The 25,080-nt window shown below is 72.3% G+C and carries 21 protein-coding genes; 4 read left to right on the top strand and 17 right to left on the bottom strand.

Annotated elements, in window-relative coordinates; all coding sequences use genetic code 11:
• Positions 1-102 precede the first annotated feature (102 nt).
• Complete coding sequence (locus tag ACY0MR_RS09545) at positions 103-264, top strand: hydrophobic protein (protein WP_361849612.1); 162 nt, start codon at positions 103-105, stop codon at positions 262-264.
• A 373-nt stretch (positions 265-637) separates the two neighbouring features.
• The gene (locus ACY0MR_RS09540; protein ID WP_473560269.1) at positions 638-991 is read left to right on the top strand and encodes a PRC-barrel domain-containing protein; all 354 of its coding nucleotides are present in this window, start codon (positions 638-640) and stop codon (positions 989-991) included.
• 61 nt (positions 992-1,052) lie between these two features.
• Here the strand turns inward: ACY0MR_RS09540 and ACY0MR_RS09535 are convergent, their stop codons facing one another.
• The 3 genes from ACY0MR_RS09535 to ACY0MR_RS09525 form a co-directional block, all read right to left on the bottom strand.
• The gene (locus ACY0MR_RS09535) at positions 1,053-1,724 is read right to left on the bottom strand and encodes a hypothetical protein (protein WP_388803272.1); all 672 of its coding nucleotides are present in this window, start codon (positions 1,722-1,724) and stop codon (positions 1,053-1,055) included.
• Between the two features lie 205 nt (positions 1,725-1,929).
• Positions 1,930-5,304 (bottom strand): P-loop NTPase, encoded by a 3,375-nt coding sequence (locus ACY0MR_RS09530; RefSeq protein WP_473560267.1) that lies wholly within the window; start codon positions 5,302-5,304, stop codon positions 1,930-1,932.
• A 7-nt stretch (positions 5,305-5,311) separates the two neighbouring features.
• Entirely contained in the window at positions 5,312-6,031 is a 720-nt protein-coding gene (locus ACY0MR_RS09525) for a hypothetical protein (protein WP_404081966.1), read from the bottom strand.
• 264 nt (positions 6,032-6,295) lie between these two features.
• On the opposite strand from ACY0MR_RS09525, the gene ACY0MR_RS09520 reads away from it, so the two are divergent.
• Positions 6,296-7,282 carry an NAD(P)/FAD-dependent oxidoreductase gene (locus tag ACY0MR_RS09520; RefSeq protein WP_388803263.1) on the top strand — a complete coding sequence of 329 codons (987 nt, stop codon included), beginning with the start codon at positions 6,296-6,298 and terminating at the stop codon, positions 7,280-7,282.
• A 116-nt stretch (positions 7,283-7,398) separates the two neighbouring features.
• On the opposite strand, the gene ACY0MR_RS09515 is transcribed toward ACY0MR_RS09520, so the two are convergent.
• The 5 genes from ACY0MR_RS09515 to ACY0MR_RS09495 form a co-directional block, all read right to left on the bottom strand.
• A complete protein-coding gene (locus tag ACY0MR_RS09515) occupies positions 7,399-8,001 on the bottom strand; it encodes a helix-turn-helix domain-containing protein (protein ID WP_055603314.1) in 603 nt (200 codons plus the stop codon).
• A 166-nt stretch (positions 8,002-8,167) separates the two neighbouring features.
• Entirely contained in the window at positions 8,168-9,331 is a 1,164-nt protein-coding gene (locus ACY0MR_RS09510) for an acyl-CoA dehydrogenase family protein (RefSeq protein ID WP_388803260.1), read from the bottom strand.
• 3 nt (positions 9,332-9,334) lie between these two features.
• On the bottom strand, positions 9,335-10,090 hold the full coding sequence (locus ACY0MR_RS09505) for a thioesterase II family protein (protein ID WP_473560264.1): 756 nt from the start codon (positions 10,088-10,090) through the stop codon (positions 9,335-9,337).
• Positions 10,087-11,727 (bottom strand): GMC family oxidoreductase, encoded by a 1,641-nt coding sequence (locus tag ACY0MR_RS09500; protein WP_473560262.1) that lies wholly within the window; start codon positions 11,725-11,727, stop codon positions 10,087-10,089. Before ACY0MR_RS09500 ends, ACY0MR_RS09505 begins: the two co-directional genes overlap by 4 nt.
• Entirely contained in the window at positions 11,724-15,128 is a 3,405-nt protein-coding gene (locus ACY0MR_RS09495) for a non-ribosomal peptide synthetase (RefSeq protein ID WP_473560260.1), read from the bottom strand. Before ACY0MR_RS09495 ends, ACY0MR_RS09500 begins: the two co-directional genes overlap by 4 nt.
• Positions 15,129-15,363: 235 nt before the next feature.
• Between ACY0MR_RS09495 and ACY0MR_RS09490 the strand changes: the two genes are divergently transcribed.
• On the top strand, positions 15,364-15,957 hold the full coding sequence (locus tag ACY0MR_RS09490) for a flavoprotein (protein WP_361853154.1): 594 nt from the start codon (positions 15,364-15,366) through the stop codon (positions 15,955-15,957).
• Between the two features lie 245 nt (positions 15,958-16,202).
• Here the strand turns inward: ACY0MR_RS09490 and ACY0MR_RS09485 are convergent, their stop codons facing one another.
• From ACY0MR_RS09485 to ACY0MR_RS09445, 9 genes are all read right to left on the bottom strand, one after another.
• Entirely contained in the window at positions 16,203-16,610 is a 408-nt protein-coding gene (locus tag ACY0MR_RS09485) for a RidA family protein (protein ID WP_073906487.1), read from the bottom strand.
• Positions 16,611-16,668: 58 nt separating this feature from the next.
• Positions 16,669-18,132, bottom strand: coding sequence for an NAD(P)/FAD-dependent oxidoreductase (locus ACY0MR_RS09480; RefSeq protein WP_388803248.1), 1,464 nt, complete (start codon positions 18,130-18,132; stop codon positions 16,669-16,671).
• A gap of 112 nt (positions 18,133-18,244) precedes the next feature.
• The gene (locus tag ACY0MR_RS09475; protein WP_403317922.1) at positions 18,245-18,994 is read right to left on the bottom strand and encodes a methyltransferase; all 750 of its coding nucleotides are present in this window, start codon (positions 18,992-18,994) and stop codon (positions 18,245-18,247) included.
• Positions 18,995-19,077: 83 nt separating this feature from the next.
• Positions 19,078-20,343 carry a Cmx/CmrA family chloramphenicol efflux MFS transporter gene (locus ACY0MR_RS09470; RefSeq protein ID WP_388803242.1) on the bottom strand — a complete coding sequence of 422 codons (1,266 nt, stop codon included), beginning with the start codon at positions 20,341-20,343 and terminating at the stop codon, positions 19,078-19,080.
• 373 nt (positions 20,344-20,716) lie between these two features.
• The gene (locus ACY0MR_RS09465) at positions 20,717-21,223 is read right to left on the bottom strand and encodes a group II truncated hemoglobin (RefSeq protein WP_361853143.1); all 507 of its coding nucleotides are present in this window, start codon (positions 21,221-21,223) and stop codon (positions 20,717-20,719) included.
• A gap of 110 nt (positions 21,224-21,333) precedes the next feature.
• Positions 21,334-22,188 (bottom strand): AfsR/SARP family transcriptional regulator, encoded by an 855-nt coding sequence (locus tag ACY0MR_RS09460; RefSeq protein WP_392045615.1) that lies wholly within the window; start codon positions 22,186-22,188, stop codon positions 21,334-21,336.
• A 386-nt stretch (positions 22,189-22,574) separates the two neighbouring features.
• Positions 22,575-23,663: a class I SAM-dependent methyltransferase gene (locus tag ACY0MR_RS09455; RefSeq protein WP_473560256.1), complete on the bottom strand. Its 1,089-nt coding sequence runs from the start codon at positions 23,661-23,663 to the stop codon at positions 22,575-22,577.
• On the bottom strand, positions 23,660-24,517 hold the full coding sequence (locus ACY0MR_RS09450) for a thioesterase II family protein (RefSeq protein ID WP_473560254.1): 858 nt from the start codon (positions 24,515-24,517) through the stop codon (positions 23,660-23,662). The genes ACY0MR_RS09455 and ACY0MR_RS09450 overlap by 4 nt, the downstream gene beginning before the upstream one ends.
• Positions 24,514-24,996 (bottom strand): hypothetical protein, encoded by a 483-nt coding sequence (locus ACY0MR_RS09445; RefSeq protein WP_473560251.1) that lies wholly within the window; start codon positions 24,994-24,996, stop codon positions 24,514-24,516. Before ACY0MR_RS09445 ends, ACY0MR_RS09450 begins: the two co-directional genes overlap by 4 nt.
• Positions 24,997-25,080: the final 84 nt, after the last annotated feature.

Here is a 25,080-nt window from a genome sequence, read left to right as displayed (position 1 = left end):
CGAGCGGGATCGTATGCCCGCCCGTTCGAATAAGAAACAGGTAAGTTTCGCACGCATGGCCGGAAGGATGTCGGGCACATTTCGTTGCGGAGGTTGATAATCATGGTTCCCCTGCTTCTTGTTCTTCTGCTCATCCTGATCCTCTTCGGCGCCGGTTTCGCGCTGAAGGCTCTGTGGTGGATCGCGATCGCCGTGCTGGTCCTGTGGCTGATCGGATTCGTCGCGCGACCCAAGGGCGGTAGCGGCCGCTGGTACCGCTGGTAGCCGACCGGCCCCGGAGCAGTCCTGGGGCGGTCTGAACATGACGGTGGCCTCCCACCCCTCACCGGGGTGGGAGGCCACCGTCATGTGCGGCCGCGGATGATTGGTTTTCCGCTTCCGGTTGAAATCGGATGAAGCGGGTAACCGGAGGCGGGTCGGGGCGGCGGCCGTGACGCAGCAGGGAACTGCTCACCTCCAAAGATCGGCGGCCGTCCCGGCGCGGAGGGGAATCCCGGACGTGTAGTCGCGTTGATGCGGGGCAATCGGATTTCGAGCAGGAAGACAGTTTCTTTCACTGGCAGCGTGCGCTGAGGAGAGACCGGTCGAGGACTTTCCTTCCCGGCTGTTCTTCCGTTTACCGGAGAGGATTTCCACCATGACTGAGAACGTATGGGGCTACCGCGAGACGTCCGGCCGTCCGGCCGGTGGCGACCTGACCGGCTACAAGGTCGAGGCGACCGACGGCAGCATCGGCAGGGTCGACAAGCACTCCGACGAGGTGGGCTCCGCCTACATCGTGGTCGACACCGGCCCGTGGATCTTCGGCAAGGAGGTCCTCCTGCCCGCCGGCACGGTCAGCCACGTCGACGCCGAGGACCGGAGGATCTTCGTGGACCGCACGAAGGACCAGATCAAGGACGCTCCGGAGTTCGACAAGGACAAGCACCTCGGCAACGCCGAGTACCACGAACAGGTCGGCGGCTACTACGGCGGCCCGCGCGGATTCTGAGACGCGCCGAACGACCGTACCCGGGGCGGGGCGGCAGCCGCACGGCTGCCGCCCCGCCGCGTCACTTCCGGCCGGGGGTCCATTTCATGCCGAGCCGGTACGCGCGGGAGATCACGTCCTGGACCCCGGGGCCGTCCGCAGGTGTGAACCAGCGGACTTCGCGTCCCACGACGAGCTCGCCCTTCTGTCGCTTGACGAGGGCGATGGCGCACGCGTGTGCCTGCGGCGGGCATTCGTCCAGTACCACCCGGAAGCGGTCGCCGCGGTCGGAGGTCAGCGTCACCACCGCGTCGAGGCCGCGGAAGTCGCCCGTCCCCTCGTAGATGTAGACGAAGAGCAGGAGTTTCTGAAACTCGGCCCGGTGGTCCAGGTTGATGACGAGGTTCTCTCCCGTCTCCCTGGCCCCGGTCCGATCGTCCGCGTCGAGCGCGACGTAGGGAAACCGGTCCACCGCGCCGAAGGCGTTGCCCAGGGCCTGGACCACGGTCTTGGAGCCGTCGGTGCAGCGGATCATGCAGCCGAGGTCGAGGTCCACCTTCCGGGCGGCAGCCGAGCGCAACGACGCCCTGATCCGTCCGAACAGGCCGCGGGGCTCTCCGGCCGCCCTCTGAGCGGCGGCCTGTGGCGAGGTCCAGTTGAGGTTGACCCTGATCGTTCCCGAGGTCACGCCGTGTTTGTCGAGAGAGACCGTCGGCGAGGCCTTCGTCAGGTTCACCGTCGCGGGCTTGGTCATGAGGCATCTTTCGGGGAAGGCCCGGCGAGCCGGGATGGTCGACGACCGGCCATGCGAGGCCGTGAGGTACCGCAGGGAATCGGTTCCCGACCGTCTGGCACGAGGACGGCTTCTCGAGCGGCGGTGAGGCGTTCCAGGCGGATGGGCCGCCTTGCCCCTCGGAGCAAGGCGAGCCCCGGTGGCATCCTGGTGCCGCCGGCCGGTGCTAGAGCGGGACGCCCTTGCTGCGTTCCAACAGTCGGTTGACCTTCGGCTCGAACTCGTCGGCGATGCGCATGAACTCATGGTTGTCCTTGCAGAACCTGCGGCCGGCTTCGACGACCGAGAGGATCCGGCGGAGGGTGTCGTCGACCTGCCCCACGGACAGAGAGACCTCGCATGCCTCCACCCACTCGGTTCCCCGTCGTGCGACCACCGAGAAGGAGTGAGGCGATGCCCCGCCGTGACGCCGAGTGACATCCTCCAGCACGCCGATGGCCTCGAACGCACGGTCGCGAAGGCTGCCGTCGGCAGGGCTCTCCGTCGACCGGCGCAGTCGTATCGCACTCCACGCGGTGAGAACGAAGTGATCGGTCGCTCCTCCTTCGCACCCCTGAGCGGTTTCCAGGTGGTTCTCGGCGATCCCGAGATCACCCCGTTCGAGCTCGTACTCCCCACGCTGCAACCAGTAGTGGAAGTTGTCCTGGAGCAGTTCGTGCACGGTGTCGTAGATGTTTCGGACCTGTGTGGGCTGGAGCCGGAGCGACACCATGAGGGAATGGTTGAGCAGCCGGATCAGGATCCTGCGGTAGGGGTCGTCGTTGTCGCGGCTGTCGGCTGCGTACTGCGCGTAGAACCTCAGCAGGTACTCGATGACCCCGGCCAGTTGGATCGCGTTCTTCTTGAGGACCGTCTCGACCACGGTGTCCGCGATGGTGCGCTGCCGGCAGCGCACGGTTCCGTCCGGGGCGAGGGTGAGGAAGCGCCTGTCCACGAGCCGGTTGATCGCCCGGTTCAACGACGGTTTGGGGGCGCCCCGTCCGGAGACGATCTGAAGCAGGTCCACCTGCTCGATGCCACGCTTCTTGAAGACGATGGCGGATTCGAAGACGCACACGGTTGCGTAGACCGCGACTTGCTCGGGATCCAGTTCGTGGTACTCACTGGCGATCTTCTCCTCGAAGCGCTTACCGGTGACCACCTGGATCATGGCCACGAGCAGACTGCGGTCGCACAGCTCCCGCAACTTGTGGATCTTCTCGGGGCGGAGTCGCTGCCGCTTGAGAATCCCCGGAAGGCCGTGTGCGTGCAGCACGTCGACGATGTGCCCCAGGTCCTCGTCCATCAGCGGATCGTCCGCTGAGACCCGCCGGGACTGGAAGGTGACGTCCAGTTCGTCGGATCGGGTGGTGCGGATGGCCGCGACGACCAGCTTCTTGCCCCCGTTGCTGAGCTCTCTGAGCAGGGATGCGCCCAGGCTTCCGAAGATGTCGACATCGTCCACGAAGATCGAGTCCGCCGACATGCTGAGGGCTTGGGCCTTCAGGTTCGGCAGCGGGTCGGTCGCCTCCCGGTCGATCCACGCGACGGTCCGTCCCGCCTGATGCAGTTCGTACGCGTACTGCATGATGGCCGTGGTCTTGCCGGACCCGGCTCGACCCTCCACCAGGACGATCTTGTGCCTTCCGTCCGCAGCGGGTCGCGCACTGGTGCGGATGCGGTCGGTGATGGAGAGCTTCACAGCGAAGCCGTCCTTGACATCGCCCCACGTCGGGTCCTGGCCCTTCAGGAACTCCACGCTGCCCTCTGGCGCGTTGTCGACGAGGGACGAGACCAGCTTGATGCCGGAGCCACGTCGTGCACCGACACGAATATCGGCCAGTCGTCTCCTGCCCTGCTGGAGGATCTCCAGCCCCGGCCGTAGCCGCCGCACAGCGAAGTCATCCGGAGACACCTGGATGTGCGTCAGGCCGGCCTGCCGGATCCGAGCGCGGTCTGCGGCGGTACCCGGTCCGGTGATGAGGAACCGGGGAAAGTGCTCCGCCTCGGGCTGCGACTGGGTCAGGGCCAGCGCGTTCCACAGCGACCGGCTGCTGGGGGAGGCGGCCATGAAGACAATGGGGTGGGTCAGCAGCTCGGCCTTCAGCTTCCGGAACCACAGGGCGCGGGGCGAGAGATCGTCATCGGCGGGGATGGTGAAGTCGAGAGCTTCGGGGCCGGTGGGGTTGCCGTGCATGGCCACGGCCTCGACCGTGGCGTTGCCGGCCGCGGGCTTTCGCACCAGTGCGTTGACGAACGTGTTGGTCTCCGCTGTCCGCGGGTCGATCTCGGCGAGGGAGGAGAAGACGTCCGTCGCCGTGAAGTCGTAGATGCGCCACCAGGGGGCCTGCAGGACACGACGTACGGATGCCGCGGCCTCGGGCTCGGTGACGCGTAGTGCCGCGACGTGCTGGTCGACGGCCCGAGAGCCCAGTTCGGTGAGCGCGGTGGTCCAGATCTCGGCTGTGGTGGGCGCCGGGTCCGGTATCACGCCGTACACCGCCTGGGTCAGTTGCCGGGTGAGCTCGTCGGCGTCGACGGGGCTGCTCTTGCCGTGGACGCCCGAGACGGCTACCAGGATCATTCGGCCGGTGCCGATCTGCTGGTAGAACTCGTCCACGGCGGTCTGCTCGTCGTAGTTCTCCGGTGTGGCGGAGCGCGTCGCCCCGACGCGGTTCCCGACCCGCCTCCGGCTCGGCAGATTGACCGGCTGTTCGGCAGGCGGCGCCGCGAGATCGCGGACCTTCACCAGCCCTGCGGGTGTGATCTCCACGCGCAGAAGCCTGTGCTGACGCGTCGTGCCCTGAGGAGTGACCAGCCACCGGGCATGTGACCCGGATCGGGCGGAGTCGCCGTCGAGAGCGAGCAGCACGGTCTTCGGCAACAAGGGTGTGAGGGGTGCCGGGACCGAGGCGGAGTGACCCGCCACCATGAGGGTGAGGTCGTTCGCGTTGGCCCACTCCAGGTAGTCCCCGCCGACAGCGCCGTCCAACTGCCCCAAGGTGCAGGTGGCCAGTTCTGCGGTGCTGTCGGACGCCGCCATCCGGAAGACGGTGTTCGCGACGACGATGCCGAAGGTGCCTGTACTCGTTTCGAGTCTTACGGATCCCTCGCCCGCCAGGACGCCCGAGTGCCACTGAGGAAAGCCTGTGTGCTTCTCGGACCGTGCGACGAAGTCCGCGAAGGGGATGTCGCGAAGTGCCTCGACGATGTCCTGCTCTTCACCCCGCCATAACCCGCCCTCGGTGTCGCCCCAATAGCGTGTGAGTGCCTTGGCGAGCATTCCGTGGCCGGGCCCGAGCTTGCGGATGTCGTGCCGCACCGGGACGCTCGTCACCGGAGGCAGCTGCTCCGCGCCGCCCTCCAGGCATTCCAGCATCACCGTCTCGATGAAGTCGTCGGTAGGGCAAGATCCGGTTCGTTGTGATTCTCCGGTGTTGGAGCCCAGGACGAAGACGCCGTCTATTCGATCGCCCTTGGCATACACCGACCGCAGCACCCCGAGGGCGGTTTCGGGTTGGACGAGCGGAGTGAAGAACAGGAGATGGAAGACCTCGCTCATACCGTGGTCACTCCCCTTCCATGGCGATCGCTTGGATGGCTGACTTGGGAATCACCAGCTCGATCTTCTTGTCCGCCCCGTTGCCGCATTCCTTCGAAGCCACCGTGATGCTGACGAAGGGAGTGCCGAGCGAAGCCTTGTCGATTCTGCCGGTTATTCGGGCGTCCTTGACGGTGCACACCTTGTTGATGTTCTTCGTGTAGGCGGGCGAGACGACGACCGCACCGGAGGCCTTCTCCTCCTTCGGGCCCCCGACGGCCGCGAGGCCGACGGTGAGCACGCTGACGATCAAGGCCCCCACGACTACGCGGTTCGCGTGCTTCTGCCGCCTGTCGACCTGCGCGGCTTCGTCGTCGGCCCTCTTCAGCACGGCGTTGAGCAGGTCCAGGCGATCCCTCGCATGGCTGGGCCCCGCAAGGGGCCCGACCGGCTGTGCCACCGCGCGCAGATAGAGGACGGCGGCGAGCAGCCACAAGGTCACCGCACCGACGCCGGCCAGCTGTGTGGTCAACGCTCGGTTGGCCAACTGTGTGAATGTCAGTGCCGCCACGATGCCGCCCGCGAACAGCGTGACGGTGGACTGGGCCGCCTGGGCCCTGGCGCGCGCTCCGCTGCCCGACCGGACGCGCTCGGCGTAGTAGGCCTCGCTGGCCGGCCCCAATACGGCGTCGAGTACCCGTTCGCGCTCGTCGACTGTGCTGATATCAGATGATGATTGCGTCGTCATCGTGCCCCCGTTGCACTCATCGGATGAGCATCATAGAGGGCGATGTGGGCGTTGTTGAGTGATGTGTCGAAGTCCGGTCGATTCCGCTGGAAACTGCCAGGCGCACGTTCTCGCAGTTCACGCCCCCGCATGACGTGGGCAGATGCACCAGGTGGTTTTCCGTCACCGCGGTCGGGTAGCGGCGCCCCGCCCCCGTCCCGGAAACGGCAACAAAGATTGTTCCCGTTTCCGGGGGGCCGCACCCTGGCCGTGGAGGTGATCGCCATGACCGGCGCACACATGGAGAACAGGGTCCGGACCTCGTACGACGTGATCGTCATAGGCGGCGGGGCGGGTGGGCTCAATGCCGCGCTCGTGCTCGCCCGGGCGCGGCGCAGTGTCGCCGTCGTCGATGCCGGGGAGCCGCGCAACGCTCCCTCGGCCCATATGCACAGCTTCCTCTCCCGTGACGGAGTGTCCCCGCTGAGCGTGCTGGAGACCGGGCGCGCGGAGATCGCGCGCTACGGGGCCGTGCGGATCGAGGGGCGGGTCGACCAGGTGGAGCCCCGCGACGAGGGGGGCTTCGTGGTGCGGCTCGACGGGGGCGCGTCGCTCGACGCGCGGCACGTCGTGCTGGCCACCGGACTGCGCGACCAGCTGCCCGAGATCCCCGGCGTCCGCGGGCTCTGGGGCGGCGACGTGCACTTCTGCCCCTACTGCCACGGCTACGAGGTGCGGGACGAGAAGATCGTCGTGCTCGGTGTCCACCCGGCGTCGGCCGGGCAGGCGCTGCTGCTGCGGCAGTGGTCCCACGACGTCGTGTACGTCTCCCACGACCGCCCGCTCAGCGAGGACGAGCGGGAGCTCATGGACGCCCGCGGGGTCCGGGTGGTCGAGGAGTCCGTGACCAACCTGCTCAGCAAGGACGGGCGGCTGCACGCCGTCGAGCTCGCCGACGGGCGCACCGTCGACTGCGCCGGTGTCTTCCTCTTCCCGAAGATGACCCCGAACGACTCCGCCTTCGACGGGCTCGGCTGCGAGCGCGACGAGCAGGGCTGGCTGGTCACCGACCGCGCCGGGCGCACCAGCCGCCCCGGTCTCTGGGCCGTCGGCAACGTGGTGGACTCGCGCGCCCAGGCCGTCACCGCGGCCGGCATGGGAGCGGCTGCCGCCTTCGCGCTCAACCACGACCTGGTGGACGAGGAGATCGCGCGCGACCTGGCCGCCCACCGGGCCGCCGCCGGGGAGTCGGAACCCGTGCCCGCGGCCTGACTCCGGGCCGCTGCAACGGCGTTGGACCCGGCGGGTGGCTTGCCGATCAGGCCGGGCTCGCCCTGATCGACAGGACACCCCCTGGCGCCGCCTCCCCCCTCACGCCCGTCTCCGGCTCAGTCGCCGGAGGCGGGCGTCCGGCCTGTCGGCCTCGCGCGGATGTGCATGCGCTCGCCCTGGCGGCCGAAGAGGCTCAGGACTTCGACCGAGCCCTGCCCCGTGCTGCCGAACCAGTGCGGCAGCCGGGTGTCGAACTCGGCCACCTCGCCCGGGTCCAGGACGATGTCGTGGTCGGCCAGAACGAGCCGGAGCCGTCCGGAGAGCACGTACAGCCACTCGTATCCCTCGTGGGTGCACAGCTCCGGGGTGTCGCGGCTCGCCGGGAGGACCATCTTGTAGCTCTGCAGCGGGCCCGGCTGCCGGGTCAGCGGCAGCACCGTGTTGCCGTTCACCGCGTGCGGCTTCAGGCGCACCCTGGGGTCGCCCACGTCGGGCGCGCCGACCAGTTCGTCGATCGGGACCTGGTGGGCCTGGGCGATGGGCAGCAGCAGCTCCAGGCTGGGGCGGCGCTGGCCTGCCTCCAGGCGGGAGAGGGTGCTCTTGGAGATGCCGGTCACCTCCGACAGGGCGGCGAGCGTCACGCCGCGGGCGGTGCGCAATCGCTTCAGTCGGGGACCGACGGCGGACAGGGCCTGGGCGATGGACGAGGGCTGCTCCACGCCGTCATTACATGCAGTCGTCCCGGAATTTGCAAAGAGAGGTGCTGTTTTCGGACGTCCCCCTCCTCCCCCCCGGCCGTACTCGTCAGGCACGCCCGACGCCCCGCCCGGCGCGCGTCGGGGGTGGGCGCGCGCCGGGCGGGGCGGTCTTCGGGGGCGGCCCGCGTCAGAGGCCCATCGAACGGCCGATCAGCTCCTTCATCACCTCCGTCGTCCCGCCGTAGATGGTCTGCACGCGGCTGTTGGCCCACTCGCGGGAGATCGCGCTCTCCTTGAGGTAGCCGTAGCCGCCGTGGATCTGGAGGCAGCGGTTGGCGATGTCCACCTGGAGCTCGGTCGTCCACCACTTGACCTTGGCGGCGTCCGTCACCGACAGGCGGCCGCCGTTCAGCTCGGTGACGCAGTGGTCGAGGAACACCTGCGCGACGGTCAGTTCGGTGTCCATGGTGGCCAGTTGGAAGCGGTTGTGCTGGAAGCCGCCGATCGGCCGGCCGAAGGCCTCGCGGGTCTTCGCGTACTCCAGGGTGTCGGCGAGCATCCGCTCCGCCGCCCCCACCGCCACGGTCGCGATGCTCAGCCGCTCCCGGGGCAGTCCGGCCATCATGTAGGCCAGGCCGGCGTTCTCCCTGCCGATCAGGTTCTCGGCCGGTACCCGGCAGTCGTCGAAGAACAGCTCGCAGGTGTCGCTGGCGTGCCAGCCCAGCTTCTCCATGCGGCGTCCGCGGGTCAGGCCGGGCGTGCCGCGCTCCACCACCAGGAGGCTGATGCCCTGGGCCCCGCGGTCGGGGTCCGTCTTCACGGCGACGACGACCACGTCGGCGTTCTCGCCGTTGGTGATGAAGGTCTTCTGCCCGTTGAGGACGTACGAGTCCCCGTCGCGGACGGCGGTCGTACGGATGTCGGCGACGTTGGAGCCGGCGTCCGGCTCGCTCATCGCGATGGCCGCGATCAGTTCGCCCGCGCACAGGCCGGGCAGCCAGCGCTTGCGCTGGTCCTCGGTGGTCCGCTCCGCGAGGTACGTGGCGATGACGTCGTTGTGCGCGACGAAGCCGGGCGCGGTGGCCCGGGCCCACATGATCTCCCGCTGGAACACCGCCGGGTAGCGGTAGTCCGGCTCGCCGCCCCCGCCGTACGCCGGGTCGACGCCGATGCCGAGGAGCCCGGCCCGGCCCGCCGCCCGCCACACCTCGCGGTCGACGATGCCGTCCCGCTCCCAGCGGGCGTGGTGCGGGAGGACCTCCCGGGCGAGGAACTCCCGGCAGGTCTCCCGGAACTGCTCGTGCTCCGGCTCGTACCGGATCGGCGGGCGGCTGCCTCGGTGCTGTGTCACGGCTCAGTCCTCCCCGGGGCCGGTGTCGTCGGTGATGATCGTCAGCGTCTCCGCGGGGTGCCGGACGGCCGCGAAGTGGCCGCCCTCGATCTCCACCCGGCGGACCGGCGCGGAGCTGTGCGCGTCCCAGGGCCAGACCCGCTCCGGCGGGGCGTGGACGTCCTCCCGCGCGGCGATCAGGGTGAGCGGGAAGTCCACCCGCAGGCCCGCCGCCTCCCGGGCGAACTCCGCGCGCACGCAGTCGTCCTCGCGGAGCATCCGCAGCAGGATCCGGCTCATCGTCGGTTCGGCGAGGACCGCCGGCGGGGTCCCGCCGTCGGCGGCGGTGCGGGCGAGGAGCTCCTCGTCGGGGACGGCGGCGAGCAGCGCCCCGGGCCGCTGGAGGGCGGGCGGGACCGCCCCCGACAGCACCGACCGGACCGGCTTCACCCCGGTCTGCCGGGCGACGTGCTCGGCCACCGCGAGGCTCATGGTGGCCCCGAAGCTGTGCCCGAAGGTCGCCCAGCGCAGCCCGGGGGACCGCTCGCGCTCGGCCAGCAGGTCGGCCGCCACCTGCTCGGCCATGGCCCGTACCAGACCGTGGTAGTTGACCGCCTTGCGCTCCTGGCGGCGCGCGCCGCGGCCGGGGGCGTCCACGCCCCGGATCCGCAGCCGGGGCTCGCCCAGCGGCTGCCAGCCGCGGTAGACCTGCGAGGTCGCGCCCGCGTGCGGGAAGCAGTAGAGCCGCACCGGAGGTCTCGTGACAGGGTGCACGGTCATTCCTCCATGCTCAGGGCCAGCTTCTCGGCCAGCATCAGGGTGGTCAGGTTGGTGGGGGCGCTGGGGATCGTCGGGAAGAGCGAGGCGTCGACGATCCGCAGTCCGCGGGTGCCGTGCACCCGGCCCTCCTGGTCGGCGACGGCGTACGGATCGGAGTCCGGGCCCATCCGGCACGAACCGGCGGCGTGCCAGCCGGGGTTCATGATGTGCCGGACCCCGCTGCGCAGCACGCCGTCGTTGGCGACCATCCGGTCGCTCCAGAACTGCGTCCGCGTCAACCGGGCCGACAGACCGGGGGAGCGCAGGAAGCCCCACGCCCTGCGGACCCCGTGGCAGAGGCGCTCGACGTCCTCGGGGTCGGTGCCGAGGCCGAGTTCGATCACGGGCGCGGCCAGCGGGTCCGCGCTGTCGAGGAAGACCCGGCCGCGGGAGCGGGGGCGCAGCAGCATCACCGACATGCCGACGACCAGGGGCCAGCCCAGCCGGTCGACGAAGCCGGGGATGGTGTGGCTCTCCACGTTGTTGAGGAGCCCCATCTGGATGTCGACGTCCTCGTCGAAGCCGCTGCTCATCCGGGCCGCCACCTGGCGCCACGGCAGTCCGGGGGTGCACACGCCGTCGGCCGGCCGGGACCAGATGACGACGGACGGGTGGTCGACGAGGTCGCGGCCCACCCCGGGCAGGTCGGCCACCGGGTCGATGCCGAGGGCCCCGAGCAGGGCCGGGTCGCCGACGCCGGAGCGCTGGAGGATCGCGGGGGTGCCGACGGCTCCGGCGGCGAGGATCACGTTCCGGGCGCGGAGGGTGTCGAGCCGTCCGTCCCGTTCGGTCTCCACGCCGACGGCGCGGGTGCGGTCCCGCGGGTCGAACAGCACCCGGGTGACCCGTACCCCGGGGCGTACGTGGAGCCGGGGCAGTTCGCGGACGCCGGAGAGGAAGGCGGTGGCGGCGTCGATCCGTTCCCCGTCGACGGTGTTGCCGGGGATCGGGCCGACCCCGGCCTCCTCCCCGGAGTTGAGGTCGGGGAGGTCCGCCACGCCCCGGCGGCCGCACTCCTCCCAGAAGGCGGCGTCCAGCGGGTGGACCCGTTCGCGCGGGGTCCGCCGGATCGGGAGCGGCCCGCCGTCGCCGTGCGCCGCGGAGCCGGGGTGGTCGGCGTCGTTCTCGATGGCCCGATAGAAGGGCAGCACCCGCTCCCAGGACCAGTCGGGGTTGCCCTGCGCCGCCCAGTCGGCGAAGTCGCGGGGCAGGCCGCGCAGGGCGATCGCCCCGTTGACGGCGGAGCCGCCGCCCACGACCTTGCCGAGCTGGTAGGGGAAGCGCTCCCAGAGCGCGCGGGCCGGGTGCGCGGTTCCGTCGCCGCCCTTGAGGAGGTCCTCCAGGCGTCCGCTGCTGCGGAGGTTGGCCCGGTAGTCCCAGTTGAACCCGGCGAGGACCAGCCGGCCGGCGTCGGCGAGCGGGTGGGCGCGGTCGCGGGGGACCGGCTGGTCGGGGCCGGCCTCCAGGAGCAGGACGGTGCCGGAGTCGCGGGCGGCGAGCCGGGCGGCGACGAGCGCCCCGGCCGAGCCGCCGCCGACGACGACGTGGTCCCACTCGGCGACGGCGGTGTCCGGGGCGGCCGCCGGGGTCGTGGTCATACGGCGGACTCCTCGGTCGCCGGAGCCTGCGTGGACGGAGTGGACGGAGTGGACGGAGTGGACGGAGCGGACGGAGCGGACGGAGTGGACGGCGCGGACGGAGAGGACGGCGCGGCCGAGGCGGGTCGGGCCGACTCCGCCGCAGGGGCGATCAGTTCGGCGAAGGACGAGATCGAGGCGTTCATGAAGAGGCCCTCGACCATCTCCTGCTCCATGTCGGCCTCGATGCCGAACTCCGCGCGGAGCACCGTGAGCAGTCCGACCGCGTGCAGGGAGTCGCCGCCGATGTCGAAGAAGCCCTCCTCGACGCCGAAGTCCTCGTGCCCGAGCTGCTGGGACCAGAGCGCGAAGAGGCGTTCCTCGATCCGGCTGCGCGGGGCGACCCGGCCGCCGGCGGCCTCGGTGTCGTCGTTCCACGGCGTCGGCAGCGCCTTGTGGTCGATCTTGCCGTTGGTGGTCAGCGGCAGGGTCTCCAGCGTGAGGAAGCGGCTGGGCACCATGTAGCCGGGCAGGACCGCGGCCAGCGCCTCGCGCAGCTCGACCGGGTCGGGTGCCGCGCCCGCCTCGGGCACCACGTACGCCGCGATCTGCCGCTGCCCGGTACGGGCGTGGGCGGGCGCGGTGACCAGGGCGGTCCGCACGTCGGGCCGGCGCAGCAGCGCGGCCTCGATCTCGCCGAGTTCGACGCGGTAGCCGTTGATCTTCACCTGGAAGTCCTCGCGGCCGAGGATCTCGATGTCGCCGCCGGGCAGGTAGCGGCCGAGGTCGCCGGTCCGGTAGATCCGCTCCCCGGTGACCGGGTGGACCGGGAAGCGTTCGGCGGTCCGCCCGGGGTCCCCGAGGTAGCCCTGGGCCACGCCGGTGCCGCCGATGTGGATCTCGCCGGTGACGCCGACGGGGGACGGCTCCTGCCACTGGTTGAGGACGTGCATCGTCTGGTTGGCGAGCGGCTTGCCGTACGGGATGCTCGACCACTCCGGGCGGACGGTCTCGACGGGGTGGTGGATCGACCAGATCGAGCCCTCCGTGGCGCCGCCGAGGCTGATCACCCGCATCGCGGGGAGCTTCTCGCGGATGCGGGCCGGCAGGTCGACCGGGATCCAGTCGCCGCTGAGCAGCGCGAGGCGGAGCCGGCAGCCGCGCGGCACCGCGCCCTCGCCGAGGGCGTCGATCCACATCCGCATGGGCGCCGGCACGCTGTTCCAGATGGTCACCCCGTACCGGCCGACGAGCTGGGACCAGTGCGCCAGGTCGTTGCCGCGCGCCGGGTCGGGCACGACGACGGTCCCGCCGGCCCCGAGGACGCCGAACAGGTCGTACACGGACAGGTCGAAGCCGGCCGGCGCGAGCGCCATCGTGCGGTCGTCGGGGCCGACGTCGAAGCGCCGGTTGATGTCCTGGACGGTGTTGGCGGCGCTCCGGTGGGTGATCATCACGCCCTTGGGCTCGCCGGTGGAACCCGAGGTGAAGATGACGTACGCGAGGTCGTCGGGCCCCTGCCGGGTGCCGGGCGCCCACTCCGGGCAGGCCAGCGTCTCCGGGTCCTCGGGGGTCAGCACGGTCACGCCGTCCGGCCAGGCGAGCGACGCGCGCAGCTCGGGGTCGGTCACGACGGCCCGCACCGAGCAGCGGTCGAGCAGCCGCAGGCGCCGCTCCTCGGGCAGTTCGGGGTCGATGGCGACGTAGGCGGCGCCGGTGTGCAGGACGCCGAGCAGCGCGGCGTACTGCGCGGCGCCGGGCCGCATCGACACGGCGACGATCTCGTTCGGCGCGGCGCCCGGGGAGCGGAGCAGCCGGTGCGCGATCCGGTGGGCGGACTCGGTGAGCTGCCGGTACGTGGTCTCCGCACCGGGCGTGATCACCGCGGGCGCGTCGGGGCTGCGGCGGGCCGACTCGGCGACCAGCTCGTGGAGCAGTGCGGCGGGGATGTCCTGGGCGGTGGCGTTGGCCCGGTCGCGCTCCGCGGCCTGCGCGGCCGGCAGCGGCACGACGCCGCGGGTGGCGTCCCAGAGGTCCGGCTCGTCGGTCAGGCGGTCGAGCAGCGTGGTGTACGCCGCGAACATGGCCTCCAGGGTGCCGGCCGGGAACAGGCCCTCGACGGCGTTCCAGTTGACCGAGAGCCGGCCGTCGAGCTCCAGGATCTGGTTCTCCAGCCACACCTGCGGCGTACGGCTGTGGTCGTGGACCAGCGGCCCGAAGGACTCCAGGCGTCCGGCGCCGGGCGCGCCGCTGCCGCCGGCTCCGAGCGTGCTGGAGAAGACCACGGGCAGCGACGCCCGGCCGTCGTCCCGGCGGCGGGCCAGGTCGCGCAGCACCCGGATCCCGCCGTGCGGGTGCGCCAGGTCCTCCAGGAGCCGCTGCTCCAGGTCGCGGGCGCGCCGGACGAAGCTCTCCTCGGGGCGGCCCCCGACGGCCAGGAGGCTCGGGTCGAGGAAGTTCCCGACGACGTCCTCGATCCGCGGGTGCAGGCCGAGCCGGTGGAACTGGGTGACGGTCAGGGTGAACTCCTGCCGCCGCGACCAGGTGCGCAGCACCTCCGCGTAGGCGGCGAGCAGCACGCCGGACGCCGTCAGGCCGTGCCGCTCGGCCGCCGCCCGGAGCGCCGCCCAGCGCGCGGGGGCGAGCTGCGCCCGGTGCCGTACGAAGCCGGGGGTGCCGAGCTGCTCCGGCGCGGCGGCCAGCGGGAGTTCGGGCGCGCCCGGGAGGTCGGCCAGGCGGTCCGCCCAGTAGGCGGCGGACTCCCGCCCCAGGGCGTCGCCGCGCAGCTCCTCCCGGGCGAGGACGTAGTCGCGGAACGAGACCTCCGGCGGTTCGGGCCGCCACGCCGGGTCGTCGTAACATCGGCGCCACTCGTCCATGAGGCGGTGGAGGCCGCGCATGTCGAGGAAGAGCAGGTCCGCGGTGACGTGGAGGCGCATCCGGTCCTCGTCGAGCCGGGTGGCGCGGACGTCGAGGAGCGGGGCCCGGTCCAGGGGCATGAGCAGGCCGGTCAGTTCGGAGCGCAGCTGCTCCAGGGCGGCCGACCTCTCCGCCTCGGACCGCCCGCGCAGGTCCGTGACCTGGAGGTCGTACGGCTCCACCTCGGCCGCGGGGACGACGCGCTGGGTCTGGTCGGTCCCGGCCACCGTGCGCAGGGCCTCGTGGCGGGTGATCACGGTGTGCAGGGCGCCGGCGAGCCGGACCGGGTCGAGTGCGGGACAGTCGAACTCCAGGTAGTACTGGCTGGAGATGCCGCCCAGTTCCAGCCCCTTGTGGCGGCCGATCAGGTACGCCTGCTGGATGTCGGTCAGCGGGAAGGGGTCGTGCCGGTGTTCCGGCCGCGGCTTGAGTTCGAGGAGCCGGTCCTCGTCCAGGCGGGGGTGACCGGCACCGCCGCGCAGCCTTGCGAAGAGATCCTCCATCGTCGTCCGTCCCTTTTCCTCGGATGCCCTGCCGGGCTTTCGAATTCCCTTGCGAGAAGCGACGTTAGGCAGTGCGGCCAAACGGTCTCAATACGGTGGGACCGTAGGGACGACCGAAGGGTTTCCGGGCCGCCGCCCGTCCGCCGGACTTTCGCTGGACCGGCTCTGGACGCGCCCTGTCGCCTCCCGAAGGCGCCCTTGACCTGCGGCGGGACGGCGGCGGCATCATCGGCCCATGGGAATTCGAAACTCCCCGGAGTCGACCGGGAAACGCATACTCATCGGTGCCACCGGATCCATCGCGGTGACCAGGCTCCCCATCTATGTGGAGGCGATGCGCCGACAGATCGAGGGCAGCACGTTCACCGTTCTGATGACCCACACGGCCACCTCGTTCCTTTCCCCGGAGAGCGTCGCGCTCTTCGCGGAAAGGGTGGTGAGCGGGGAGTCCCCGGCGGACTGGCCGACCGACAAGCCCTCCCGGCTCGCCGCCGACCACGACATCCTCGCGGTGCTGCCGTCCACCGCCCACACGCTCGCCTCGGCCGCCGCCGGCGCCGCGCCGAACCGTCTCCTCACGGTCGCGCTGTCGGTGGACTACCCGGTGGTCCACTTCCCGGTGATGGGCGCGAAGATGTGGCACAAGCCGGCCGTGCGGCGGAACATCGCGCGGATCCGCGAGGACGGCGGGCTCGTCAACGAGCCCGAGTGGCACGACGGTTTCGACCCCACCACCGGGACGGCCGGCCGTCACCCGGCACTGCCCGCGCCGGAGACGGTGGCGGCGGTGATCGAGGACCTCCTGGCCAAGCAGCACACGCTGTCCTGAGGCCCGGGACCCCGGGACCCCGCGCCCGGAGCCTTGGGGTCCCGCGTCCGGAGCCTTGGGGCCCCGCCTCCGGATCCCTGAGACCCCGGGGCCCCGCGCCCGGAGCCCCGGCCCCGCCCGGCCCCCGCCCCGGCCGCTCCCCGGACGCGCGTCAGGGCCCCGCCGTGACCGGCGGGGCCCTGATCCGTGCCTGCGCGTCCTGCCGTACCGCCGCGCCCCGCGGGGGACGGGGCGCGGCGGTACGGCTACTCGGCGACCGCCGTGGCCTCGATCTCGATGAGGAAGTCGGGCTCGGCGAGGGTGGCCACCCCGACCAGGGTGGTCGGCTTCACGACGTCGGCGCCGATCCGGGCGGCCGCGCGCTCGGCGCCCGCGGTGACCGCCTCCCACTTGTCGAGCGACCAGTCCTTCGCGTAGATCGTCAGCTTCACGACGTCCTCGAAGCTCGCGCCTGCCGCCTCCAGACCGGCGGCGATGTTCAGGTAGACCTGCTCGGTCTGCGCCGCCAGGTCGCCGGTGCCGACCGGCTCGCCGTCCGCGGTGCGCGGGGTCTGGCCGCTCAGGAAGATGACGCGGCTTCCGGTGCCGACGGCCAGCTGGTGCCAGCCGTACGGCTTGGTGAGGCTGGGCGGGTCGATGTTCTCGACAGCCATGGGGTGTCCTTTCGGGTGGGGCCGGTCGCGGTGGACGGGTGCGGGAACGCGCCGGTGGTCAGCGGTACTCGCGGCAGGTCGCGTAGTACTTCCGCAGCAGGCTGACCAGCTCCGGGTCGAAGCGGGAGGCGAAGAGGAGCTCGGCCGGCGGGGTGAACTCGGGGTCGAGCTCGTCGGCCCAGGCGAGGGTGGCCGGGCGCAGGTCCATCTCGATCCACTGGTGCCACTCGACGGGGATCGTCCAGTCCTGCTCGTACCCGATGCCCATCTGGTGGTCGATGAGGAGGTCCACGATCTCCTCGCGGGTGCCGGTGCGGTACGGCTGCCGCAGCGGAGCGAACCGGTCGAGGTCGGCCTCCGGCTCCTCGCCGAGGATGCGGGCGGCGAAGTCCCGCGCGAGCAGCGGCGACAGGTGCAGGCCGTCCCGGTAGGTGCCGGTCATGATGGTCAGGCCCCGCATGCCGCCGTCGCCGAGCAGCGGGAAGCCGTCCATGGAGACCGGCCGGTTGCCGACCTGGACCTTGGTGACCTCGCTGTTCCAGAGGTTGCGGCGGACCTGGCGGTGGGCGCACTGGAGCAGGAAGACCAGGTCGCGCATCTCGGGGGTGTCACGCGGCTCCACGGCGATGACGTTGGTCGCGCCGACGTAGACGTGTCCGTCGCCGCGGGGCACCACGTGCAGGCCGCACGCGAAGGAACGGTTCGGCGTGCGGATGACGCTGTCCGGGCTGGTGCCGTCCTGCGTCTTGATCAGCGAGGAGACGCCGTAGCCGCTGACCAGCCGGGGGATGCGGGGGCCCACGGGCAGGCTGTCCAGGAGTTCCTGGGTGCGCGCCCCGGCGGCCAGGGTGACGTGGTCGGCGGAGATCGTGCGGCCGGAGGCGAGCACGACACCGGTGACCCGCTCGCCCTGGTACTCGACGCGGGTGGCGAACTCGGGGACGAGGGTCGCGCCGGCCCGGACCGCGGCCGATTCGAGCCGCTCCAGGAGGGCGGCGGCGTTCACCGCGTGCTCGCCGGGTATGTGGAAGGCCTTCAGCGGACGGGAGATCGGTTCGGCGTCGACCCAGTCGAGGTCGGCCGGCTCGACGTTCTCGAACGGCTCCTCGTAGCGGGTGAGTTCGGCCTGGATGGCGTTGTAGTTGGCATCGTCGATCTCGGCGGTGCCGATGGTGTTGAGGACGACGGTGGTGCCCTGGGCGGTCCTGACCGGCGCGCCCTCCGTCTGCTCCTCCAGCTCCTCCAGCCACGGACCCCACATCTCGGTCGCCTTGATGCCGAGTTCGAGCTTGTGGCGACCGTGCTCGGTGGCCAGCAGCGAGGTGGTGACCTCGCCGAAACAGCCGAGCATGGCGCCGGCCGCGGCCGATCCCGCCCAGGGCCGGTGGGGTTGGCCGAGCACGGCGACGCGCTGTCCGCGTCGCGCCAGGACCCAGGCGAGCGACAGTCCCAGGACTCCGTTACCGGCGATGACGGTGTCGAAGCCGGTGCCGACCGCGTCTGCGTTCCTGTTGGCGTTCATCAATGTCCAATCTCCCGGGGCGCCGGCAGGGCGCCCCGATGGGTGTGGGTGGGTCGATGGCGTCGGAACTGCTGGTGCGTGGTGCGGGGAAGGTGCGCGGGAGCGGCGCGGGTCAGCGGCGCCGGAACTCGTAGAGGGTGAAGTCCATGTGGACGATGCCGCGTTCGTCGGTGTGCGCCGCGACCACGGGCGAGTCGCCGAAGTCGGCGGCGGGCAGTTCGACGGACTCGGTGCGCAGGCGCTTGCCCTCGAAGCCGGCCTCGTCGGCGGCGCGCAGCATCTTGAAGGGGTTGCCCATGGCCTCGCTGGTGCCCAGGTAGACCCGGCCGTCGGGGGCCAGATGGCGGACCACGTCCCGGAAGAAGCGGTTCACCAGGCCGTACCCGGGGTCGAAGACCGCGCGCTCGATGTGCCCGGCGTACGGGCGGTCGGCGGGCGCCTCGATGAACGGGGTGTTCCAGAAGACCGTGTCGAGCCGCTCGTCGGGGTCCAGCCCGTCGAAGAGGTCGCTGGTGAGTGCGGTGAACCGGTCGGCCACCCCGTGCCGTTCGGCGTTGCGCCGGGCGTTCTCCACGGCGGCCGGGTTGATGTCGGTGGCGAGCACCCGCGCGGCCCCGTGCTGCGCCGCGAGCACCGCGGCGATGCCGGCGCCGCAGCCCAGCTCCAGGAAGCGGGTACCCCGCTCGTACGGCACCCAGGACGCGAACAGGCCGGGGCCGGGGTCGGTGTAGGGCGGGAACACCTCGGGCAACAGGTCCCATTCCCTGCCGAGCAGCGAGAAGGTCGACTGCGTGGGGCGGTCGGGGCTCTGGATCTGTGTCACGACCCAGGTGCCGAGTTCGTAGCCCAGCTCGTTGTCCATGAGGTCCTCCCTGTGGGGGAGCCGGCGGAGAGTCCCGGGGGACGGAGCTCTCCGCGGCTACCGGTGGTGTGCCATGACGGTGGTCAGTTGTCCGTGACCGCCTGCGCGGTCGTGCCCGCCGGGGCGCTCGCGGTCTCGGCGGTGCGGGCGGCCCGGTTGCGGGCCATCGTGCGCTCGACCAGGACGACCGGGATGGTGAGGACGGCCAGTCCCGCGCCCAGCCACGGGATCGAGGTGAGGCCGGCACCGGCGCCGAGGGCCACGCCCGCGAGGACGGGGACCACGCTGATGCCGAGCTGGAACATGGAGACGGCGGTCGCCCCGGCGAGCGTCGGAGCGCCGGACGCGACGGTGAACACCCGCCCGTAGATCGCCGGGTTGAGGACGAAGCCGGCGACGCCCAGGAGCAGGACGAGCGGGACGACGGCCACCGCGTACTCGGCGAGGAGCGCGAGCAGCACGGAGCAGACGAGGATCCCGCCGGCCCCGATGAGCAGGGCGTGGTGGGGGCGTCCGTCGGCGATCCGGCCGCCGATGGAGAGGCCGATGAAGGCGCCGATGCCGAAGAGGACCAGGATGCCGGGCACCCACACCGAGTCGACACCGGTGATGTCCGTGAGGAAGGCCGCGAGGTAGTTGTACGAGATCATGTACGCGGCGGTGCTGAGCAGGGTCGCGGCGTACACCACCCACAGCTGAGGCTGCCGCATCGTCCGCAGCTCGCGCTTCACGCTGGGCTCCTGCGCCGCCTTGGTGGCGGGCACGGCGACGATCGTGGCGATCGCGCTCAGCACGGTCAGCGCGACCACCGCCCAGAACCCGCCCTGCCAGCCGGTGAAGTGGCTGAGGAAGGCGCCGGCCGGGCCGCCGGCGACCATGGCGATGCTGAGGCCGCTGACCACGACGCCGGAGGCCCGGGCGGTGCGGTCGGGGGTGACGAGGGAGATCGCGGTGACCGCGGCGACGGCCCAGAACCCGGCGTAGGCGAGGCCGATCAGGAAGCGGGTGACCAGCAGCACGGTGAAGTCGTCGGTCAGCAGACCGACGGCGACGCCGGCGGCGAACACCGCCTGGGAGATCACCAGGGTCGTCCGGCGCGGCCAGCGCAGGGTCAGGACGGCCAGCGGAGGCCCGCCGATCACCACGCCGATGGCGAAGGCCGAGATGAGGGCGCCCGCGGAGGAGAGGGAGATGTCGAGGTCGTCGGCGATGTCCGGGAGGACGCCGGCGAGCAGGAACTCGGCGCTGCCCATCGCGAACAGGCTGAACGCGAGCAGGTAGACGGCGAGCGGAAGCCGTCCGCCGGCCTTGGGCGCGGCCGCTTCCTGGGGCTCGGTCTGGACGCTCATCGCCGGCCGCCTCCCGTCTGCGTGCCGGTGGTCGCCGGGGTCGTGGCGGGGTGCGGGACGGTGCTGGGGCGGGGTGCGGCGACGGGGTGCGGGGGGACGCGTCGCACAGCCCCGGGGGTGGCCAAACGCATGAGCGGACTCCTCGTTGAGACGGTTCGGGCAGGTGGATCAGGGCGGGTGCGCGCCGGTCTGCCGGCCTCGGCGGTCCGCCGGATCGTGGTGATCACCAGTGGCCCCCATGCTGGAACCGGGCTCCGCGTGCGGACAACATTTGTTGCCGATACCGGGACGGCGCGGCGGCCCGGGGGAGGGCCGGTTCCGGCGGGCGTCCCGGGGACCGCGCCGGCCGGCGCCCCGGAGGCCGGGCCCGGGGTCACTCGTCACCGGGTACGCCCTCGCCCCAGCCCCACTTCTTGATGGTGGTGCGGCTGCCGGGGCCGACGCCCGGCTGCGAGTTGGCCATGGCGCGGCGCGAGCCGAACTCGATGTAGCCGACGAAGGCCGAGCGGAACTCGGCGTCCTCGGGCAGCCCGACCTCGTCCATCGCCGTCAGCATCAGCTCCACCCAGCGGGCCCGCTGCTCCGGCTTGATGGCCCGGCCCCGGTGGCGGGAGACCATGTGCGGGTAGCCGCCGTGCTGCTCGGTGTAGTGCGTCGGCCCGCCCAGCACCTCGCCGAGGAAGGTGGCGACGTGCTGCGGGTGGTCGTCGTCCATGTGCCGGAAGAGCGGGGCGAGGATCTCGTCCTTGCGGACGCGTGCGTAGAACGCCTCGGTGAGCCGCTCCAGCGCCTCGGTGCCGCCGATCCATTCGTAGAGGGTGGGTACGGGGGGCGCGTCCTGGTGCCGCGCCGGGTCCTGGTCCGTGGCCGGGTCCGTCACTGTGTCGCCTCTCTCGGGTGTCTGTGCGGTGGGGAGCGGGAGGGGGTCGGGGGCGCGGGTGGGAAGCGCGGCGCCGGGCGGGGGAGGTGCGGGTGGGGAGGGGGGCGGGGTCAGGCCGCGTAGAGGTCGAAGGTCGGGGTCGGCCGGCCGCCGTGGGCGGGGGCGTCCAGGCGCGGATCGACCGAGAGCATCGCCTGGTGCAGCCGCTGGAGTCGCGGGGCGGGCTCCACGCCCAGCTCCTCGACGAGCCGCCGCCGCAGGCCCCGGTAGAGCTGGAGCGCCTCGGACTGGCGGCCGGCGCGGTAGAAGGCCACCATCGCCTGGGCGTGGAGCCGTTCGTTGGCGGGGTGGAGGCGGGTCAGCTCGACGAGCTCGGCGAGGAGCTCGCCGTGCAGCCCGAGCCGCAGTTCGGCGTCGAGCCGGCGTTCGGTGGCGAGCAGCCGCGCCTCTTCGAGACGGGCGGCGTGGATCCGCAGCGCCGCCCCGGCCCGCACGTCCACCAGGGCCGGCCCCTTCCACAGCGCGAGGGCCTCGCGCAGCAGCAGGGCGGCACGGGCGCTGTCGCCGTCGGCGAAGGCGCTGTGCCCGGCCTGCGCGGCGCGCTGGAAGGCGAAGGCGTCGACGTCGCTCTCGGCGACGCGAAGGAGGTAGCCGTCGTGGCCGGTGGCCAGCAGGGCCCGTGCCCGTGCCGCTCCGCTGCCCGCGCCCCTCCCCTCCGTGCCGTACGGCCCGCCGAGGGCGGCGGCCAGGGACCGGCGCAGCCGGAGGACGTAGGTCTGGAGGGTGCTGTGCGCGCTGCTCGGCGGCAGCGCGCCCCAGAGTTCCTCCTTGAGGACGGCCACCGGGACGGGGTGGCCGGGGTGGAGCGCCAGGAGCGCCATGATCTGCCGTGTCTTGGCCGCGCTCGGGACGACCGGGGCTCCGGCCGTCTCGGCGTGCAGCGGGCCGAGAATCCGTATCCTCACGTGTCCTCCGTCCATCGCCCGGGTGCCGTCCGGATCGGTTCCTTTCCGGATCGGCCGTTCTGGGAAGGAACGTAGGAGTGCGGGGGTGAGGGCCTCAATACGGTGGGACCGTAGGGCTGACCGAAGAATCTGCGGGGGGTGCGTTCCTACGGGCCTGGTGCGGGTGCGGTCCGTAAGCGCGGGCAAGGGGTGCGGGTGGTGAGCCGGGACCGTGGGACGGGGCTTACGGGAGAGGCGCGGATTCCGGACATGCCGAAGGCCCCCGAGGGCGGGCGCGCTTCGGGGGCATTGCGGAAGGAGGGGCGCTGCTAATCTCCTTAGTTAATTCGTTCTCCTTTTCCGTCGCTGATCGGATGTCGCCAAGGTGACGAATTCACCGGCCGGATTCAGCGGTCGGCGAGGGGCCGGCACAAACGCGCGGTGTGCACGGTGACGGCGGTCAGGTAGAAGGCGTCGGGCCGCCACAGGACCCCGGTGCAGGCGTCCCCGTCGAGGAGCTGCTCGACGGTGAGCCGGTCGACGAGGTCGAGGCGCTCGCCGAGGTCGGCGAGCAGTTCCCGCAGCCGGGCGTGGAGGTGGCGCCGCACCGGTACGTCGAGCGGGGCCGGGAACTCGATGAGGAAGGTGCGGGTGCCGGCGGGGACCAGCCCGGCCGAGGCCAGCATGCAGGGCCAGTCCTCGACCACGGAGGTCGCCCCGGGGAGCCGGGACCGCCGGGCCGTGACCTGCTCCTCGGCCGCGGCGTCCAGGCGCGCCTGGAGTCCGGGCCGCCCGATGCCGATGTCCCGCGGCAGGAACCGCGGCGGCAGACCGCGTTCGGCGACGGCGAGCAGTCCGCCGGGCCGCAGCGCGGCGGCCATGCTCCGCAGGGCGGCCTGCTGGTCGCCGAGGTGGCGGCAGACGTTCCCGGTCCAGATCAGGTCGACGGGGCCGGACCGGGCGAACTCCTCGGGCCGTTCGGCCCGCCGTGTGGTGATCCGGTCGGCCAGCCCGTGCTCGGCGGCCAGGGCGCGGGCCCGGGCGAGCATGGCGGCCGACCGGTCCACGGCGACGACCCGCGCCTCCGGGAAGGCGTCGGCCAGCGCGCGCGAGGCGACACCGGGGCCGCTGCCGATGTCGAGGATCCGGTGGACGCCCGTCCCGGCCCGGTCCGCCGGGCCGAGCAGGCCCCGCAGCCAGTGGACGGCCTCGGCCAGGAAGCCGGCGTGCAGCTCGGCCTCCTGCTCGGCGTGGTCCTCGGCCCGGGCCTCGGCTTCCTGCTCGGCCGGGTGTCCGGCCTGGTCCTGGGCCGGCTCTGCGGTCCCCTCCGCGGGCCCGCCGGCGGATCCCGCCGCGGGCCCGTCCGTGCGCCGGTCTCCGTGTCCCCCTGCGTGTCCCCCCGCGCGTCCCGCTCCGTCCGCGCCGTCGCCCCCGGCCCTGTCCGCGGTGCCGAGGGCGTCACCGGCGGGGCCTCCGGTGTCCTGTGTGGGTGTCATGCGGTCACCTCCGCGGGCCAGGATGGGGACGCGGGGGACACCGGACAACTCTTGTTGCCGGTTCCGGGACCGGCCGCCGGACCACGCGGAACGGAACCGGCCGGTACGCGGGGACGGCCGCCGCCGACGGCCCGCGGAGCGCGCACCCGGGGGCGCATCAGGTCCCGGCTGAAGGTGTCGAGCAGCTCCCAGCGGGCGGTGAGCGGGAAGTAGTGGCCGCCGGTGACGGTGTCGACCCGCAGGGGTCGCCGGGTGCAGCGGCGCCAGCCGGCCAGGTCGGCCCCGGTGACGCTCGGGTCCTCGCTGCCCCCCATCGCGGTGACCGGGCAGTGCACGATGTGGCGCGGGTCGCGCCGGTACGCCTCCAGGACGGCGAGGTCGGCGCGGAGCGCGGGCAGCACCCGGGGCGCCCGCAGCGGGTCGAGGGCGCCCGGGGGGATCCGGCCCCGCCGGCCGAGCCGCCGCAGCAGCTCGGCGTCCGGCAGCTGCGCGAGGGCGTGCTCGGGGGCGCGCCGGTGGGGGACCCCGGCCCCGGAGACGTACAGCCGCTCCGCCACCGCGTCGTACTCCCACTCCAGGCGGGCGGCGATCTCGTACGCGAGGAGGGCGCCGAAGCCGTGCCCGTAGAGGGCGAACGGCCGGTCCCGCATGCGGGCGACGTACGGGATGACCTCGGCGAGCAGCGGCTCCAGCCGGCCGCAGGGACGGGTGCGGGGATGCCGGCCGCGGCCCGGCAGCTCGACGGGGGTGACGACCACCGAGGTCCCCAGCGCCTCGGCCCAGGGCAGGTAGACGCCCGCCGAGGCCCCCTCGAAGGGCAGGCAGAACAGCCGTACCGACGTGTCGCCGCTCATCGCGCCACCGGTCCCCGGGCGAGGGCGGCGGTCCGGGGGGTGCCGCCGCGCAGCAGCACCGCGTACGCGTCCGCGGCCTCCTCGAGGATCCGCAGCCCCGCCTGCCGGTCCATCAACTCACGGGCGTACCGCCAGGCGAAGGTCCAGTCGCGGTCCGAGCGCCGGATCAGGGTCGCGCACATCAACGGGGCCCGGTCGAGGGGCAGTCCGGTCGCGGACTCGCCGGCCAGGCGCTCGGCCAGCCGGGCGTCCTGCACCGCGGCCCGGGTGGCCCGCCAGTCCACGATCTGGAGCCGGAAGCGGACCTCGGGCCGCAGCGTGCGGCGCAGCAGGCCGTCCGGGCCGCGGTGGAGCGCGGTGCGGGACAGGGGGGTGCCGTCGAGGACGGACTGCCAGGCCTGCTCGTACACGTACGGCACGACTCCGCGCAGGGACATGACGAACTGTTCGGTGCGGAGCTCCTCGCTGATCGCGGACACGCGGGTACCGCTCCCTCCATCAGATTCACGCCAATTGGCCGGTGGTGAACTGCCGTGCGCGGCACCGCATTCCGGGACGTTCAC

This window comes from Streptomyces sp. JN8, from assembly GCF_055808075.1.
The sequence above is the reverse complement of the archived record's forward strand: the minus strand, read 5'-3'. Positions and strand labels throughout refer to the sequence as shown.